We start from the raw sequence: 13,991 nt of genomic DNA on the forward strand, positions 1-13,991 counted from the left end.
CGCATGCTCCGGGGCCTGCGGTGCTCCGGAGCACCTTTCTCCTTCGGGATCAGCCGATGACGTCACGCAACCGCCGTATCCTGGAATTCGTGCTCGACAACCTCGTCTGGTTCATGCTGCTGTTCGTGCTGGCGGCCTTCTCCGCCTTCGTTCCGAACTTTTTCCAGATCGGCATCTTCACCAACATCATCGAGGCGTCGAGCGTGCTCGGCGTCATGTCGATCGGGCTTGCCCTGGTCATCGTCACCGGCAATATGGACCTGTCGGTGGAGTCCGTCGCGGCGCTGGCGGCCATGACGGTGGGCATATTGTTCTGCTCGGCCGGCATCGGCATGGGCGTCCGGCTCCATCCGGAATGGCTGACGGCCCCGGTCTCGCTGCTGATCGCGGTTGTCGTGGGCGGCCTCGTCGGCTCGCTCAACGGATATCTCATCGTCGGCATGAGGATGAACGCCTTCATCATCACGCTGGCGTCTTACATCTGGGTGCGCGGCCTCGTGCTCGCCGTGTCGGGCGGCCGATCGGCGCAGGATCTCGCGCCGGCGATCCGCTGGTTCGGCATCCAGAGGCTTGCGGGCCTGCCGCTCACCGCATGGATCGCCATCCTGTGCTTCGTCGTCTCCTCGCTGGTCATGGCCAAGACACCGTTCGGCCGCCATCTCATCATGATCGGCGGCAACGAGACGGCGACGTTCCGGGCCGGTATCCGCGTCAAGCGCAACCTGATCCTGGCCTTCATCCTGGCCGGCGGGATCGCCGGTCTCGCCGGCTGGCTGCTGGCGATCCGTACTTCGGGGGCCACCGCCAATCTCGGCGTCGGCCTGCTGTTCAACGCTTTCGCGGCGGTCGTGATCGGCGGCGTCAGCCTGAAGGGCGGGGTCGGTGCCTTGCCCGGCGTCTATGCGGGCGTGCTGCTGCTCTCGTCCATCAACACGGCGATCAACCTGATGGGGCTTCCGGCCAATTTCACCCAGGTCATCCACGGCTTGCTCGTGCTGGCCGCCGTTTTGCTCGACACGCTCAAGCAGGGCATAAGACAGAGGCTGGCGTAATGGACCGTCTTCGCGGCAAGGTCGCATTGATCATCGGCGCCGCGCGCGGCATCGGCAAGGGCATTGCGCAGCGCTTCGCCGAGGAGGGGGCGCTGCTGGTGCTTGGCGACGTCGAGGCCGAAGCGGGGCAGGGGACGGCTGACGAGCTGGGGGCTACCTTTCGCCGCACCGACATCTCGGCGATGACCGACGCCGAGGCTGCCGTGGCCCTGGCGATCGAGCGTCACGGCCGCCTCGACGTCATTGTCCAGAATGCCGGCATCTATCCCTGGCAGCTGATCGAAAACACCAGCCCGGACGACTGGGACCGCGTCATGGCGGTCAATCTGCGCGGCAGCTTCAATGCCGCGCGCGCCGCGCTCGGGCCCATGAAGGCGCAACGTTCCGGCCGCATGCTCTTCACCTCGTCGATCACCGGCCCGCATGTCTCCAGTCCCGGCCATGGCCACTACTCGGCGACCAAGGCGGGGATAAACGGATTCATCCGCTCCGCCGCGCTCGAATTCGCGGGCTACGGCATCACGGTCAATGGCGTCGAGCCCGGCAACATCCTGACCGAGGCGATCGAGCTCCGTCGGGGACCGGCCTTCATGAAGAGCATGGAAGACGCCATCCCGCTCGGCCGTCTCGGCACGCCTCGCGACGTCGCCAATGCCTTCCTCTTCCTTGCCTCCGACGATGCGAGCTACGTCACCGGCACGACCATCGTCGTCGACGGCGGCCAGCTTTTGCCCGAGGGCAAGGATTTCCGGCTGCTTCCGCCATGACGCTCGACCTGGTCGACGGTTTTTTCCTGCGGCGGGCTACCCTCGAAGACCATCCGGCGCTTGCCAGGATCTGTCTGGAGACCGGCGATGCAGGCAAGGACGCCTCCGCGATCGAGGACGATCCCGAACTTCTGGGGCTGATCTATGCCGTGCCCTACCAGGTCCTCGAGCCCGACCTCGCCTTCGTGATCGACGGTCCGGGCGGCGTCTCGGGCTATCTCTTCGGGGCGGCCGACACCGCGGCCTTCAACACGCGCCTTGCCAATGAATGGTATCCCGAACTGCGACGACGAACGGCCGACCCCGGGCCCGATGCAGCAAGCTGGCGTGGCAGCGACCGGGCGCGGCGCCTCGTCCATCATCCCGACCTCACCGTGCCCGGGTCGCTCGCAGCCTACCCCTCACACGGTCATATCGATCTTCTGCCGCCGGCGCGGGGCAAGGGGATCGGCCGCCGGGCCATGGCCTTTCTCGAGGGCCGCCTCGCGGCGGCCGGCTCGCCCGGACTGCATCTTCAGGTGAACCCCCGCAACGGCGACGCGATCCGCTTCTATGGTGCGATCGGCTACGGCGTTCTGCGCAGCCCGGACCTGCCGGCCGGCCATGTCTATGTCGCCAAGCGGCTCCGCACCACTGACGAGGACAGCCCCTTCCATCTACCCCCAAAGAGGTAGCCAGCTCCCTAAAATCTTAAGGGTTTCATTAACCGCCGCAGGGTGGGCGCGCTGGTAATATGTGCCCCAAGCGGGCGGCCAATAGCTTGAACCGAGGCACGCCAGAATGCCGAGAGATATCGAGAAGATTTCCGGGGAGATCGCGCGTAGCGCAACATTCGACAGCTATTCGCTGTGGCGCATACTGAAGGATGTGAACAACCAGATCCTCGCACTCAACCGGACACATGCACCGGTTCCGATCGAGCTGGCGCGGCTGCGGGTCATCATCGCCCGCGCGCAGGAACTGAGACAGGCGCGAGGCTGGTCGCGCAACGCCCGCGCGCGCGACACCGATACAGCAAGCGGTGCGATGGGCGGCGGGTTCGATGCGTTCGATTTCGTCGATCACTACCGGGCGCTGGGCGGCCTGCGCATGGCAGTGGATATGGGCGACCGGGCAGTCGACATAAGGCAGTGGAATCTGGACACGCCCGAGGCAGCTGATTTCTGGGCTCGGGGGTGGGCCGGATTCGATCCCGGAAGGCGCGCCGCCGTCGCCCGGGCACTGCTTATCCGCGGGCGCTATTGAGCAGTGCGGATCATGGCGCCAGGTTTGATCAACGTCCGGAAGATCGAAAGTCCCCTGATCTCTTGACACGTAACCGGGATACGCCTAGCTGATGGATATTCCGAGGTGGTCATCCATGGCGGCGCGCGATCGTGTGAGAAAGTACAGAGAGACCGGAGGAGGTTCCGACCTTCAGCGCGTAGAGGTGCTCGTTCCGTCCTCGAAGCGTGCGGAAATCGTGGCACAGGCCGCGCGAATGCGCGCCGAACATCGTGAACGCAAGGAGCGCCTCGAGCAGATGTGCGCCAAGGCGATCGCGCTTTATGGTGTGCGGCTGTTGGACAATATCGATCTCGACCGGGTGGCGGGCATAGAGCGGCGGGGGCCCGTTATCGCCAGCGCACTCATGGAGCGTGGGGATGCCAGGGCTTTCGCCATGGGGCGCCGCATACTCGACGCCCTGGAGGAGTAGCGATGGCACTGACGGCAATCCAGAAGGACGTGATGAGATGCATCGCATCGAATCGGTCCGAATCGAGCTACGTAGCCGGCGGCGTGGTGCTCAACCGGGACTGGCCGCGCCAATCCGACGACATCGACATCTTTCATGATACGGACGAAGAGATCGGCTTCGTTGCGGATGCAGACATCGCACTTCTGCAGCAGGCGGGCTTCCGCGTATCGGTCGACGTTCAGATCTACGGCTGTGTGGAAGCAAGAGTGTCGCGCGATCGTGAAGCCACACTGATCCAATGGATGAGCGAGACCCGTACGCGGTTCTTCCCGCTTGTCCGCGACGACGAGTGGGGCGCGCGGCTCCACCAAGCGGATCTCGCCGTGAACAAAATCGTAGCGGCGTCGACCAGAACCAAAGCACGGGATTTTGTCGACATCGTCGCCATTGCCGAGATGATGTGCCCGATCGGTCCGCTGGTATTGGCCGCTGCAGGCAAGCCGCCTCATTTCTCTCCGCAGAGGCTCATCGACGAAATGCGTCGCAGGGGACTGTCGATCTCCGATGAACACTACGTTGCGGTGAAGGGCATCCCGGCAGACTGGAATGCATCGTTCTTGCGCGGCCGTCTGGCGACGGCGCTGGATCAGGCGGAAGGCTACGTCGTGGAGGCACCGGTCGATCTGGTCGGTCTTCTCGCAGTGAATTCCGCCGGTGTTCCGATCGAAGTCGGCGCAATGGATGACGGCAGAGCAAGTTTCAGGAAGGCAACTGCCGAGCCGGAAGTCGTGCCGATGTTTCCAGAAGCATCCTATCCTTGGCAAGCGAGTTGATCCCGCCAGGCCAGGTGCCCGGCTCGACCAGATGGATATTCAGTCCGCCTTGAGGCGTGATCCGCTGAGCAGGCCGTGCTCCTCCAGCACGGGATAGGCCATCGAGGCGAGCAGCGAGTTGATCTCCTTCAGGTCACGGATCGTGTCGAGATGGATCGTGCTCGTCTCGATGCTCCTGGCCGTGCCCTCGCTCAGTCGCGCGAAATGGCTCTGGCTCGCCGCCTTTTCGCGGTCGCGCATGCGGTCCTTCTCCTCCACCAGAAGGCGCGCCGTCTCCATGTCGCGGGAGACCAGGAGGTTGAAGGCGAGGCGGGCATTGGTAAGCACCGAGGCATGGAAGGCCGTGAGTTCGCTCCAGCCCTCGTCGGTGAACTCCAGCCTGCGGTCACGCTTTTTCTTCACATGCACGAGCATGTTGCGCACGATGATGTCGCCGACCTGTTCGAGCTTGACGCAGGCGCCGAGCAGTTCCTGGCAGCGCAGCGCTTCGTCCTCGGAAAGCGAGCGGGCCGTCACCCTGGCGAGATAGAGCTTGATCTGGGCGTGTTTCCTGTCGACGCGGTCGTCCAGAGCGGCGAGGGCCTTGATCGTCTCCTGATCGGCCTTCTCGTATAGTTCCATGATATGCGTGAGCATGATCTCGATGGTCTCGCAGACGCGGATCACCTCGCGGGTCGCGTTGGCGAGCGCCTGGCTCGGGACCTCGAGCGCGGCCTCGTCCAGCGCGCTGATCTCGGTCGCCCCGAGGTCCGGCGCAGGCGCGGCCGGTGCGCCGAGGGCGACGATGCGTTCGGAAGCGCGATAGACCAGGCCGGCAAGCGGCATGCCGATCAGCAAGATAAGGCAATTGAAGAGGATATGGGCGTGTACGATCTGATCGGGTACGTCGGGGCCGAGCCATGTGGCCGGCGGGCGGAAAGCAAGGAACAGGACGAGCGCCGCGAGCGAGCCGGCGCCGCGCATCAGGAGATTTCCGACCGGAACGACACGCACTGCCGGCGGCGCGGTGCGCGTGAGCAGGGGGGCGATGACGGAACTGCCGAGATTGACGCCCAGCACCAGCACGATGCCGAGTTCCGGCGGGATGAAGCCGCGCGCGGCGAGCGTCATGAACAGCAGCACCGCGGCGATGCTCGAATGGAAGAGCCAGGTCATGACCGCCGCGAGGATGTAGGCGGTGACCGGATCTCCCGCCAGATAGTCGATCACGACGGGAAGGAGCCGGCTTTCGCGCAGCGGCTCGGACGCGTCACCGATCATCTCCAGCGACAGGATGAGCAGGCCGACGCCGACGAGGATGCGGCCTGCCTGGCGCCAGGCGCGCCGCCCGGTGGCCATGAACATGGCCGTGCCGGCCGCGAGGCAGACCGGCACCAGAAGGCTCAGGTCGAAGGAGAGCAGCTTGACCACCAGCGAAGAGCCGATCTCGGCGCCGCGCACCGCGAGCTGGCCGGACATGCCGCTGACGATGCCCGACCCCGCGAAGGAGCCGACGAGCAGCGTTACGGCCGTCGAGCTCTGCAGGGCGATGGAGAGTGCGGCACCCGTGGCAACTGCCATCAGCGGATTGCTCATTGTGGCGCGCAGCCTGCGGCGCAGCGTACCGCCATAAGCGCGTTCGACCCCGGTGCGCACCATGCGCGTCGCCCACAGAAGCAGGGCGACGGCACCGGCAAGATGCAGCAGGACGACCGATCCACTCATGGGAAGCAATCTCGGATCGAAAAAGCCATCGGAAAGCCGCGAATGCCCTCCTTGTCACGAATCTCGGTTAGTCTTCAGCCTGGTTTATATTAGCCGAATAATGAAAATCTGCGATCTTCGGCGGTTGCCCGGCGACGGCGGATGTCGGAAATGGATGCAGGATGCCTTGCGATCATGGGCTGCCGGCAGCGGGGACATGGGATTGAAATGACGGCTCATATCCACATCACCGGAGCATCCGGATCGGGAGTCACGACGCTCGGAGCGGCTCTCGCTGCGCGGCTCGGCGCGCCGCAGTTCGACGTCGACGACTTCTACTGGATGCCGACCGTACCGCCCTTCACCGACAAGCGGCCGGTCGCCGAACGCCTCGCGCTGCTCGGCGACCGGCTCCTGGGCGACAAATGGGTGCTCTCCGGCTCCCTAGTCGGCTGGGGCGATCCGCTGATGCCGCGCTTCGACCTTATCGTCTTCCTCTACACCCCGGCCGATGTGAGGATATCGCGGCTCCGGGCCCGGGAAGCCGACCGCTACGGCGCAGCGATCGAGCCCGGCGGCGTCATGCACGAGAATTCGCGCGCTTTCCTCGAATGGGCGGATCGCTATGACGAACCACATTTCGAAGGCCGAAGCCTCGCCATGCACAATCGCTGGCTGGCCGCGCAATCCGCCCCGGTGCTGCGTCTGGACGGCGTGTCAACGACTGCCGAACAGGTCGCGGGCGTGATCGAGCGGCTCGGCACATGAGGCCAGCCTGTGAATATGCCGGACTGTGAATACTGGGCTGTGAATACTGGGCAAGCTCCGAGTTAGGAGTCGTCTGCGGTCCGAGCTACGCCTATATCAGGTTGAAACGAGCCTGACATCATGCGCTTTCCTCCTTCTTTCCTCGACGAGATTCGCGACCGCGTGCCGATTTCCTCGGTGGTCGGACAGCGTGTCGCCTGGGACCGGAAGAAGACCAATGCGCCGCGTGGCGACTATTGGGCGTGCTGTCCCTTTCACGGCGAGAAGACGCCGAGCTTCCACTGCGAGGATCGCAAGGGCCGCTACCATTGTTTCGGCTGCGGGGTTTCGGGTGACCATTTCCGCTTCCTGACCGAACTCGACGGCCTGAGCTTTCCCGAGGCAGTCGAGCGGATCGCCGAAATGGCCGGCGTCCCGATGCCCGAACGCGATCCGGACGCGGAGCGGCGGGACAAGGAGCGCGCCTCGCTTCACGATGTGATGGAGCTCGCGACCTCCTTCTTCCAGGATCAACTCCAGTCGGCGGCCGGCGCCAAGGCCCGCGCCTATCTGCGCGATCGCGGGCTGACGCCGGCGACCCAGCAGGGGTTCCGCCTGGGCTATGCGCTCGACAGCCGCAATGCGCTGAAGGAGTTCCTGGCGGGAAAGGGGGTCGAAAAGGCGCAGATGGAGGCCTGCGGCCTTACCTATTTCGGCCCGGACGTGCCGGTCTCCTATGATCGCTTCCGCGACCGGATCATGTTCCCCATTCCGGATTCACGCGGCCGGATCATCGCCTTCGGCGGCCGGGCGATGTCGCCTGAGGTCTCCGCCAAATATCTGAACTCGCCCGAGACGGAACTCTTCCACAAGGGCAATGTGCTCTACAATTTCGCGCGGGCCAGGAAGGCCATGCAGAAAGACGGCACGGTGATCGCCGTCGAAGGCTATATGGACGTCATCGCGCTGGCGCAGGCGGGCTTCGAGAACGTCGTGGCCCCGCTCGGCACCGCGCTTACCGAGAACCAGCTCGATCTCCTCTGGCGCATGGCAAGCGAACCGGTGCTGTGCTTCGACGGCGACAAAGCGGGGCTGAAGGCGGCATGGCGGGCGGCCGACCTTGCCTTGCCGGCGATCGAGCCCGGCCGCAGCGTCCGTTTCGCACTTCTGCCGGAAGGCCAGGATCCCGACGATCTCGTCAGGAATGGCGGCCCCGAGCCTTTCCGCGCGGTGCTGGCCGAGGCACGGCCTTTGGCCGATCTGCTCTGGCAGCGCGAGACCGCAGGCGGCGTATTCGAGACGCCCGAACGTCGGGCCGAGCTCGAAAAGACGTTGCGCGAACTGACCTCCAGGATCCGCGACGAAAGCGTGCGCTTCCACTACAGCCAGGAAATGCGCGATCGGGTTCACTCTTTCTTCGGCAGCTCGCGGGGCGGCCGTCCCGGCCGGTTCGGGGAGAAGGACCGCGGACAGGGCGGACGGCGTGGCCAATGGGACCGCGGCACATCGTCCGGCCGGCTCACCGTGTCCGACAGTCTGGCGCGGTCGGCGCTCGTCAAGAAGGCGGGCGAGGTGCTGCCGCTGCGCGAGACCGTGCTCGTCGTGTCGATCGTCAACCACCCCGGACTGATCGACCTTTCATTTGAAGCGGTCGAGACGCTCGACCTCGCCCATCCGGATCTGCGACGGCTGCATTCGGCCGTCATCGACGCGGTTGCGCACGACGTCGCCCACGACCGAACGGCGATGATCGAGGCGCTCGAACGGGCGGGCCTCGCCGACTGCTGGCAGCGATCGGTCGAACTGGTGCGCAAGACGCGCCAATGGCCGGCGCTTGAGGACGCCGCGATCGAGGACGCGCGCGAGGCCTTCTTCCAGGCGCTGCACTTGCACCGCAGCGCACGCTCCCTACATAGGGAGCTGAAGGCGGCCGAGGTGGCGCTGGCGACAGACCCCACGGACGAAAACTACCGTCACCTTGTCGAGATCCAGGCACAGTTTCGCGATGTGCAGGCAACCGAGGCGCTCATCGAGGGCTTCGGCATCTCGTCGGGGCGTGGTGGCCGTACCTGACTCAATTGATTCGCTTTTTTGGGGCGAATCATGCCAGAGGCGCTTGACCTTCTGCCAGAATGACGGAATCAGGACGATTCGAAAAGTTAACGCGGGTGGCCCCGCACCGAAGATCAACGGGACGGACGCTTTACGATCTGGACGGATCGCATATCCGCCCCAGATAGCAGGGTTAATCGGGATTTAACGCAAGGTCGGCTAAGCGCTTCGAAGGCGCGACGCACCACCAGACGCATCTGATTTGCCCGGGCCGAGAACACCCATACCGTTCTCGCAGCTCCCGGCCGCTTGGAGACGATAAAGCATGGCGACAAAAGAAAAGGAAGAGGTTGAAACAGAACGCGAGGGCGCTACCGACGGCCCTCTGCTCGACCTCTCCGACGATGCTGTCAAGAAGATGATCAAGGCCGCCAAGAAGCGCGGCTATGTGACCATGGACGAGTTGAACTCGGTGCTGCCCTCGGAGGAAGTGACCTCCGAGCAGATCGAGGACACGATGGCCATGCTCTCCGACATGGGCATCAACGTCGTCGAGGACGACGAGGCCGGCGAAGAGGCGGAAGCCTCGGAGGGCGATTCCGACGAGGAGGCCAACGAACTGGCCGAGCAGACCGGAACCGCGGTCGCCACCGTTACCAAGAAGGAGCCGACGGATCGCACCGACGACCCCGTGCGCATGTATCTGCGCGAGATGGGCTCGGTGGAGCTCCTGTCGCGCGAGGGCGAGATCGCCATCGCCAAGCGCATCGAGGCCGGGCGCGAGACGATGATCGCGGGCCTGTGCGAAAGCCCGCTAACCTTCCAGGCGATCATCATCTGGCGCGACGAACTCAACGAGGCGAAGATCCTGCTGCGCGAGATCATCGATCTCGAAGCGACCTATGCCGGCCCCGAGGCCAAGCAGGCGCCCGTGGTCGAGCGCACCGAAGAGGCCGAGAAGCCGAAGGCCGAGGAACGCCCCGGCCGCCGGTCGCGCGAGGACGACGACATCACCAATGTCGGCGGCGAGAACCGGGTCGAGGACGAGGAGGAAGACGAGGACGAGGCCAGCCTGTCTCTGGCGGCCATGGAGGCGGAACTCCGCCCACAGGTCATGGCGACCCTCGACCTCATCGCCGACACCTACAAGAAGCTGCGCAAGCTGCAGGACCAGCAGGTCGAGAACCGCCTCGCGGCTGCCGGCACGCTGTCGCCCAGCCAGGACCGGCGCCTGAAGGAGCTCAAGGACGAGCTCATCACCGCGGTCAAGTCGCTGTCGCTCAACCAGGCGCGCATCGAGGCCCTCGTCGAGCAGCTCTACGATATCAACAAGCGTCTGGTTCAGAACGAGGGCAGGCTGCTGCGCCTGGCCGAGAGCTACGGCGTACGCCGCGATGAGTTCCTGAGGGAGTACCAGGGCTCCGAGCTCGACCCGAACTGGACGAAGAGCATCGCGAATCTGTCTTCGCGCGGATGGAAGGAATTCACCCGCAACGAGAAGGACATGATCCGCGATCTGCGCTCCGAGATCCAGAATCTGGCGACGGAGACTGCGATCTCGATCGCCGAGTTCCGCAAGATCGTGAACCAGGTGCAGAAGGGCGAACGCGAGGCTGCGATCGCAAAGAAGGAAATGGTGGAGGCCAATCTGCGCCTCGTCATCTCAATCGCCAAGAAATACACCAATCGCGGCCTGCAGTTCCTCGACCTGATCCAGGAAGGCAATATCGGCCTGATGAAGGCGGTCGACAAATTCGAGTACCGTCGCGGCTACAAATTCTCGACCTACGCCACCTGGTGGATCCGGCAGGCGATCACCCGTTCGATCGCCGACCAGGCGCGCACCATCCGCATCCCGGTGCACATGATCGAGACGATCAACAAGATCGTCCGCACCTCGCGGCAGATGCTGCATGAGATCGGCCGCGAGCCGACCCCGGAAGAGCTCGCTGAAAAGCTGGCCATGCCGCTCGAGAAGGTGCGCAAGGTTCTCAAGATCGCGAAGGAGCCGATCTCGCTCGAGACCCCGGTCGGCGACGAGGAGGATTCGCATCTGGGCGACTTCATCGAGGACAAGATGGCGATCCTGCCGATCGACGCGGCGATCCAGGCGAATCTGCGCGAGACGACCACGCGCGTGCTCGCCTCGCTCACGCCGCGCGAGGAACGTGTGCTGCGCATGCGTTTCGGCATCGGCATGAACACCGACCATACGCTCGAAGAGGTCGGCCAGCAGTTCTCGGTCACCCGTGAGCGTATCCGCCAGATCGAGGCGAAGGCACTGCGCAAGCTCAAGCATCCGAGCCGGTCGCGCAAGCTGCGCAGCTTCCTCGACAGCTGACGTCTGCTGCCGGTGCGACCGTTCCCGGTCGCACCGAAGAAATTCCTGCAAAATGAAATGCGGGGCCAAGATGCCGCTTGGCCCCGCATTTGCGTCTCGCGGGACGTGGTGCGAAACGCCGTCGTTCTGTCACGTCCCGCTTTCGGTCTGAAAATCGGGGCCACTCTTCCGATCGCACGAGGCGTCGAAGGTGGTCGAACGCCTCAGGCGGCGCTGCTTGCCGGCCACTCGGCGAAGATGGCCTTCACCTTGTTCGCAACGGCGCGTCCGAGATCGGCGTTGTTCCGTGGCGTGAAATGGATCCCATCGACACCGTCGGTGGTGATGAAGTCACCCGCATTCAGGAAGCTCGCGCCAGAGAAAGAGGCGAGCGCCTGATAATGCTTCGCGAGTTCCTTTGTCTTTTCATGCCCGCCTTCGAACATGCCATGGAACCAGAGATGCGGCATCGGCGTAAGCGGCGGCGGCGCGATCACCAAGGCCCGCGGCGCGGGGTAGGGCGTTCCCACCCCACCGCCGCTGGTAGCAATCTGACCGAGCAGCTTCGACATGCCGTTGGCGATCTCATAGGGCGTGCGGCGGAAGAAAGACTTGGTGTCGTTCGTTCCGAGCATGACAATCACGAGATCGAGCGGCAGGTGGCTGGCGAGGGCCGAGGGCAGGTAGGCGCTCCCGTTGAGCCTGGGGTCGACGGGATCGTCGAGGCTGGTGGTGCGGGCACTGAGCCCCTCCTCGATGATCTCGAAGCCGCTGCCGAGTTCCGCCGCCATCACGCCGGTCCAGCGCTGCTCGAACGGATAACGCAAGGTCGGCGCTCCCTCGGCGATTGGAATCCAGCCCCAGGTCAGGGAATCGCCGAAGCACATGATGCGTTTCTTGTCCGTCATGATTGTCCTCCTCGAAGTTGGGAATTGGGCCTGTTCGTCAGGCGCTCTGCCGACGCAGCCCGTAGAAGATCGCGGCGAGCAGGATGATGAGCCCTTGCGCGACGAGCTTGCCGGGCTCCTGGACGCCGAAGGTGGTCATCACGACGAAGAGCAGCGCGAAGGAGAGGACGCCGAAGAACGGCCCCCAGACTCCACCGTCCCCGCGTCCGAAGATCACACCGCCGAGGATCGTCGCGGCGACGGCGTTGACCGCGAGATCCGTGCCGAAGCGCACGCTGCCCACCGCTATCGACGCCGTTTGGACAAGGCCCGCGAGCGCCGCCATCAGGCCGGACAAAGCGTGGGCCAGGATCACCGTGCGCTCGACCGGCACCCCGGAGAAATGGGCCGCGGTGGGGTTCTCACCGATCGACGCGACGAAGCGACCGAAGACAAAGCGCGACAACAGGAACGCCGTCAGCGCCGAAAGCACGGCCCAGAAGACGATGGGAGTCGGTATCGCAAGCAGCCTGGTGTTGTAGATGTCGTTGAAGATCCTGGGCACGTTGCCGGGCGGCTTGCCGTTAGCGAGATACTGGACCATGCCGATCAGGATCATGTTGACGGCGAGCGTCACGATCACGGCCGAGGCCCGGCGCTTGCCGACCATCAGGCCGTTGAACAGGCCGAAGGCGAGCCCGGTCGCCAGAGAGATCACGACCAGCCAGAGCGCGCCTGCACTCCCGAACATCTCCGACGATATGTAGTAGTTCACCAGCAGGATGATGCCGCCGGCCGAAAGATCGATCGAGCGGACATTCATGACCAGAAGCTGGCCGAGAACCACAATGCCCAGTGGAGCGACCTGGCGGACGAATACGCCCATCACATTGAGGTTGAACAGTTGCGGCCGAGCCGCCCACAGCACCAGCACCAAAAGCGCGAAGACGAAATAGGCGGGCGGAACCCGGGTCAGCCGTTGCACAAGACCGGTGGTTGTTGCACTCATCCTCAGAGCCCCATGAATTTGCGCGGCTGCAGCGCCACGACCAGCAGCAGGATGGTGCCCTTCACGGCGGTCTGGACGAAGGCCGAGACGTTTTCGACATTCATGCCGTTGGCGAGCAGCGCCATCAGAAAGGCGCCGATCACGGTGCCGTGCAGGCTGCCGACACCGCCGGCGAGTTGGGTGCCGCCGAGTGCCACCGCCGTGACGGAATCGAGCGCGAAAGGCATGCCGATGTTGGGATCGCCCGAGGCGATACGGCCGGCCAGGAACAGGCCGGCGAGAGCCCCGAATGTGGAACACGCCACATAGGCGAGAAGAATGCTGCGTTTGTCGGCGATGCCGAAGGAGCGCGCCACGTCCTCCGCTCCGCCGATCGCGAAGAGGTGGAGCCCGTAGCGCGACCCGTGGATCAGCTTCCAGCCGACGAGGATGATGACCAGGGACCAGATGACAGGCATATAGACGCCCAGGAATTCCCCCGTCACGAGATGGATGACGAGGGGAGGGATCGTACCGCCCGCCACCGGGCGGACCAACATCGTCACACCCTGGACGATCATCATCATGGACAGCGTCGCGATAATCGGATGGACATTGAGCCGCGCCACGGCAAAGCCGTTGACGAAGCCGATCAGCCCGGTGGCCAGGAACACCGCCGGCAGCAGCACATAGGCGGGCGCGTCGAGCGCCAGGATTGCGGTTGTCAGGCTGATCACCGCGCCGACGGAGAGGTCGAGCCCGCGCACCAGCACCACGATCATCTGTCCGAGACTGACGATCATCAGCGGCGTCGCCTGGGCAACGAGGTTGAGCAGGTTCTGGGCGTTGAGGAACTCGTCCGTGCGGACAGCGAGCCATGCGCTTCCGAGGCAACCGATGAGCAACGGTATGAACCACAAGCCTTGCCGAGAATTCCGGCCGGTCAGCAATGCGCGCAGGTTCGTCGTCATCTCGGTCCGCCCG

Annotated in this window: 13 protein-coding genes; 9 read left to right on the forward strand and 4 right to left on the reverse strand. The window is 64.5% G+C overall.

Features of this window, described 5'->3' with window-relative positions:
* Nucleotides 1–56: 56 nt before the first annotated feature.
* The 6 genes from JN280_RS16455 to JN280_RS16480 all read left to right on the forward strand — a co-directional run bounded on the left by JN280_RS16455 (nucleotide 57) and on the right by JN280_RS16480 (nucleotide 4,330).
* A complete protein-coding gene (locus tag JN280_RS16455; RefSeq protein ID WP_202313594.1) occupies nucleotides 57–1,052 on the forward strand; it encodes an ABC transporter permease in 996 nt (331 codons plus the stop codon).
* On the forward strand, nucleotides 1,052–1,819 hold the full coding sequence (locus JN280_RS16460; protein ID WP_202313595.1) for an SDR family NAD(P)-dependent oxidoreductase: 768 nt from the start codon (nucleotides 1,052–1,054) through the stop codon (nucleotides 1,817–1,819). The genes JN280_RS16455 and JN280_RS16460 overlap by 1 nt, the downstream gene beginning before the upstream one ends.
* Nucleotides 1,816–2,493 (forward strand): GNAT family N-acetyltransferase, encoded by a 678-nt coding sequence (locus JN280_RS16465; protein ID WP_202313596.1) that lies wholly within the window; start codon nucleotides 1,816–1,818, stop codon nucleotides 2,491–2,493. The genes JN280_RS16460 and JN280_RS16465 overlap by 4 nt, the downstream gene beginning before the upstream one ends.
* Nucleotides 2,494–2,599: 106 nt before the next feature.
* Nucleotides 2,600–3,064 (forward strand): hypothetical protein, encoded by a 465-nt coding sequence (locus JN280_RS16470; RefSeq protein WP_202313597.1) that lies wholly within the window; start codon nucleotides 2,600–2,602, stop codon nucleotides 3,062–3,064.
* 115 nt (nucleotides 3,065–3,179) lie between these two features.
* Complete coding sequence (locus JN280_RS16475) at nucleotides 3,180–3,515, forward strand: hypothetical protein (RefSeq protein ID WP_202313598.1); 336 nt, start codon at nucleotides 3,180–3,182, stop codon at nucleotides 3,513–3,515.
* Between the two features lie 2 nt (nucleotides 3,516–3,517).
* Complete coding sequence (locus JN280_RS16480; RefSeq protein ID WP_202313599.1) at nucleotides 3,518–4,330, forward strand: hypothetical protein; 813 nt, start codon at nucleotides 3,518–3,520, stop codon at nucleotides 4,328–4,330.
* 39 nt (nucleotides 4,331–4,369) lie between these two features.
* On the opposite strand, the gene JN280_RS16485 is transcribed toward JN280_RS16480, so the two are convergent.
* Nucleotides 4,370–6,034, reverse strand: coding sequence for a Na/Pi cotransporter family protein (locus tag JN280_RS16485; RefSeq protein ID WP_202313600.1), 1,665 nt, complete (start codon nucleotides 6,032–6,034; stop codon nucleotides 4,370–4,372).
* Nucleotides 6,035–6,241: 207 nt separating this feature from the next.
* On the opposite strand from JN280_RS16485, the gene JN280_RS16490 reads away from it, so the two are divergent.
* From JN280_RS16490 to rpoD, 3 genes are all read left to right on the forward strand, one after another.
* Complete coding sequence (locus tag JN280_RS16490) at nucleotides 6,242–6,781, forward strand: hypothetical protein (protein WP_202313602.1); 540 nt, start codon at nucleotides 6,242–6,244, stop codon at nucleotides 6,779–6,781.
* Nucleotides 6,782–6,901: 120 nt separating this feature from the next.
* Complete coding sequence (gene dnaG, locus JN280_RS16495) at nucleotides 6,902–8,833, forward strand: DNA primase (protein WP_202313604.1); 1,932 nt, start codon at nucleotides 6,902–6,904, stop codon at nucleotides 8,831–8,833.
* A 304-nt stretch (nucleotides 8,834–9,137) separates the two neighbouring features.
* Complete coding sequence (rpoD, locus tag JN280_RS16500) at nucleotides 9,138–11,153, forward strand: RNA polymerase sigma factor RpoD (RefSeq protein WP_202313606.1); 2,016 nt, start codon at nucleotides 9,138–9,140, stop codon at nucleotides 11,151–11,153.
* A 203-nt stretch (nucleotides 11,154–11,356) separates the two neighbouring features.
* Here the strand turns inward: rpoD and JN280_RS16505 are convergent, their stop codons facing one another.
* Genes JN280_RS16505 through JN280_RS16515 form a run of 3 tightly spaced genes read right to left on the reverse strand, consistent with a single transcriptional unit; the run spans nucleotide 11,357 to nucleotide 13,978 of the window.
* Complete coding sequence (locus JN280_RS16505) at nucleotides 11,357–12,040, reverse strand: SGNH/GDSL hydrolase family protein (RefSeq protein ID WP_202313607.1); 684 nt, start codon at nucleotides 12,038–12,040, stop codon at nucleotides 11,357–11,359.
* 37 nt (nucleotides 12,041–12,077) lie between these two features.
* Entirely contained in the window at nucleotides 12,078–13,028 is a 951-nt protein-coding gene (locus JN280_RS16510) for an ABC transporter permease (protein ID WP_202313608.1), read from the reverse strand.
* Between the two features lie 2 nt (nucleotides 13,029–13,030).
* On the reverse strand, nucleotides 13,031–13,978 hold the full coding sequence (locus tag JN280_RS16515) for an ABC transporter permease (protein ID WP_202313609.1): 948 nt from the start codon (nucleotides 13,976–13,978) through the stop codon (nucleotides 13,031–13,033).
* Between the last annotated feature and the right edge of the window lie 13 nt (nucleotides 13,979–13,991).

Origin of the sequence: Mesorhizobium sp. L-8-10 (assembly GCF_016756635.1) — a bacterium.
Classification (GTDB): Bacteria; Pseudomonadota; Alphaproteobacteria; order Rhizobiales; family Rhizobiaceae.

Excerpts from the sequence above, each read along its gene's own strand:
- JN280_RS16455 (WP_202313594.1), top strand. The coding sequence starts at position 57 with ATGACGTCACGCAACCGCCGTATCCTGGAATTCGTGCTCGACAACCTC.
- JN280_RS16460 (WP_202313595.1), top strand. The coding sequence starts at position 1,052 with ATGGACCGTCTTCGCGGCAAGGTCGCATTGATCATCGGCGCCGCGCGC.
- JN280_RS16465 (WP_202313596.1), top strand. The coding sequence starts at position 1,816 with ATGACGCTCGACCTGGTCGACGGTTTTTTCCTGCGGCGGGCTACCCTC.
- JN280_RS16470 (WP_202313597.1), top strand. The coding sequence starts at position 2,600 with ATGCCGAGAGATATCGAGAAGATTTCCGGGGAGATCGCGCGTAGCGCA.
- JN280_RS16475 (WP_202313598.1), top strand. The coding sequence starts at position 3,180 with ATGGCGGCGCGCGATCGTGTGAGAAAGTACAGAGAGACCGGAGGAGGT.
- JN280_RS16480 (WP_202313599.1), top strand. The coding sequence starts at position 3,518 with ATGGCACTGACGGCAATCCAGAAGGACGTGATGAGATGCATCGCATCG.
- JN280_RS16485 (WP_202313600.1), bottom strand. The coding sequence starts at position 6,034 with ATGAGTGGATCGGTCGTCCTGCTGCATCTTGCCGGTGCCGTCGCCCTG.
- JN280_RS16490 (WP_202313602.1), top strand. The coding sequence starts at position 6,242 with ATGACGGCTCATATCCACATCACCGGAGCATCCGGATCGGGAGTCACG.
- dnaG (WP_202313604.1), top strand. The coding sequence starts at position 6,902 with ATGCGCTTTCCTCCTTCTTTCCTCGACGAGATTCGCGACCGCGTGCCG.
- rpoD (WP_202313606.1), top strand. The coding sequence starts at position 9,138 with ATGGCGACAAAAGAAAAGGAAGAGGTTGAAACAGAACGCGAGGGCGCT.
- JN280_RS16505 (WP_202313607.1), bottom strand. The coding sequence starts at position 12,040 with ATGACGGACAAGAAACGCATCATGTGCTTCGGCGATTCCCTGACCTGG.
- JN280_RS16510 (WP_202313608.1), bottom strand. The coding sequence starts at position 13,028 with ATGAGTGCAACAACCACCGGTCTTGTGCAACGGCTGACCCGGGTTCCG.
- JN280_RS16515 (WP_202313609.1), bottom strand. The coding sequence starts at position 13,978 with ATGACGACGAACCTGCGCGCATTGCTGACCGGCCGGAATTCTCGGCAA.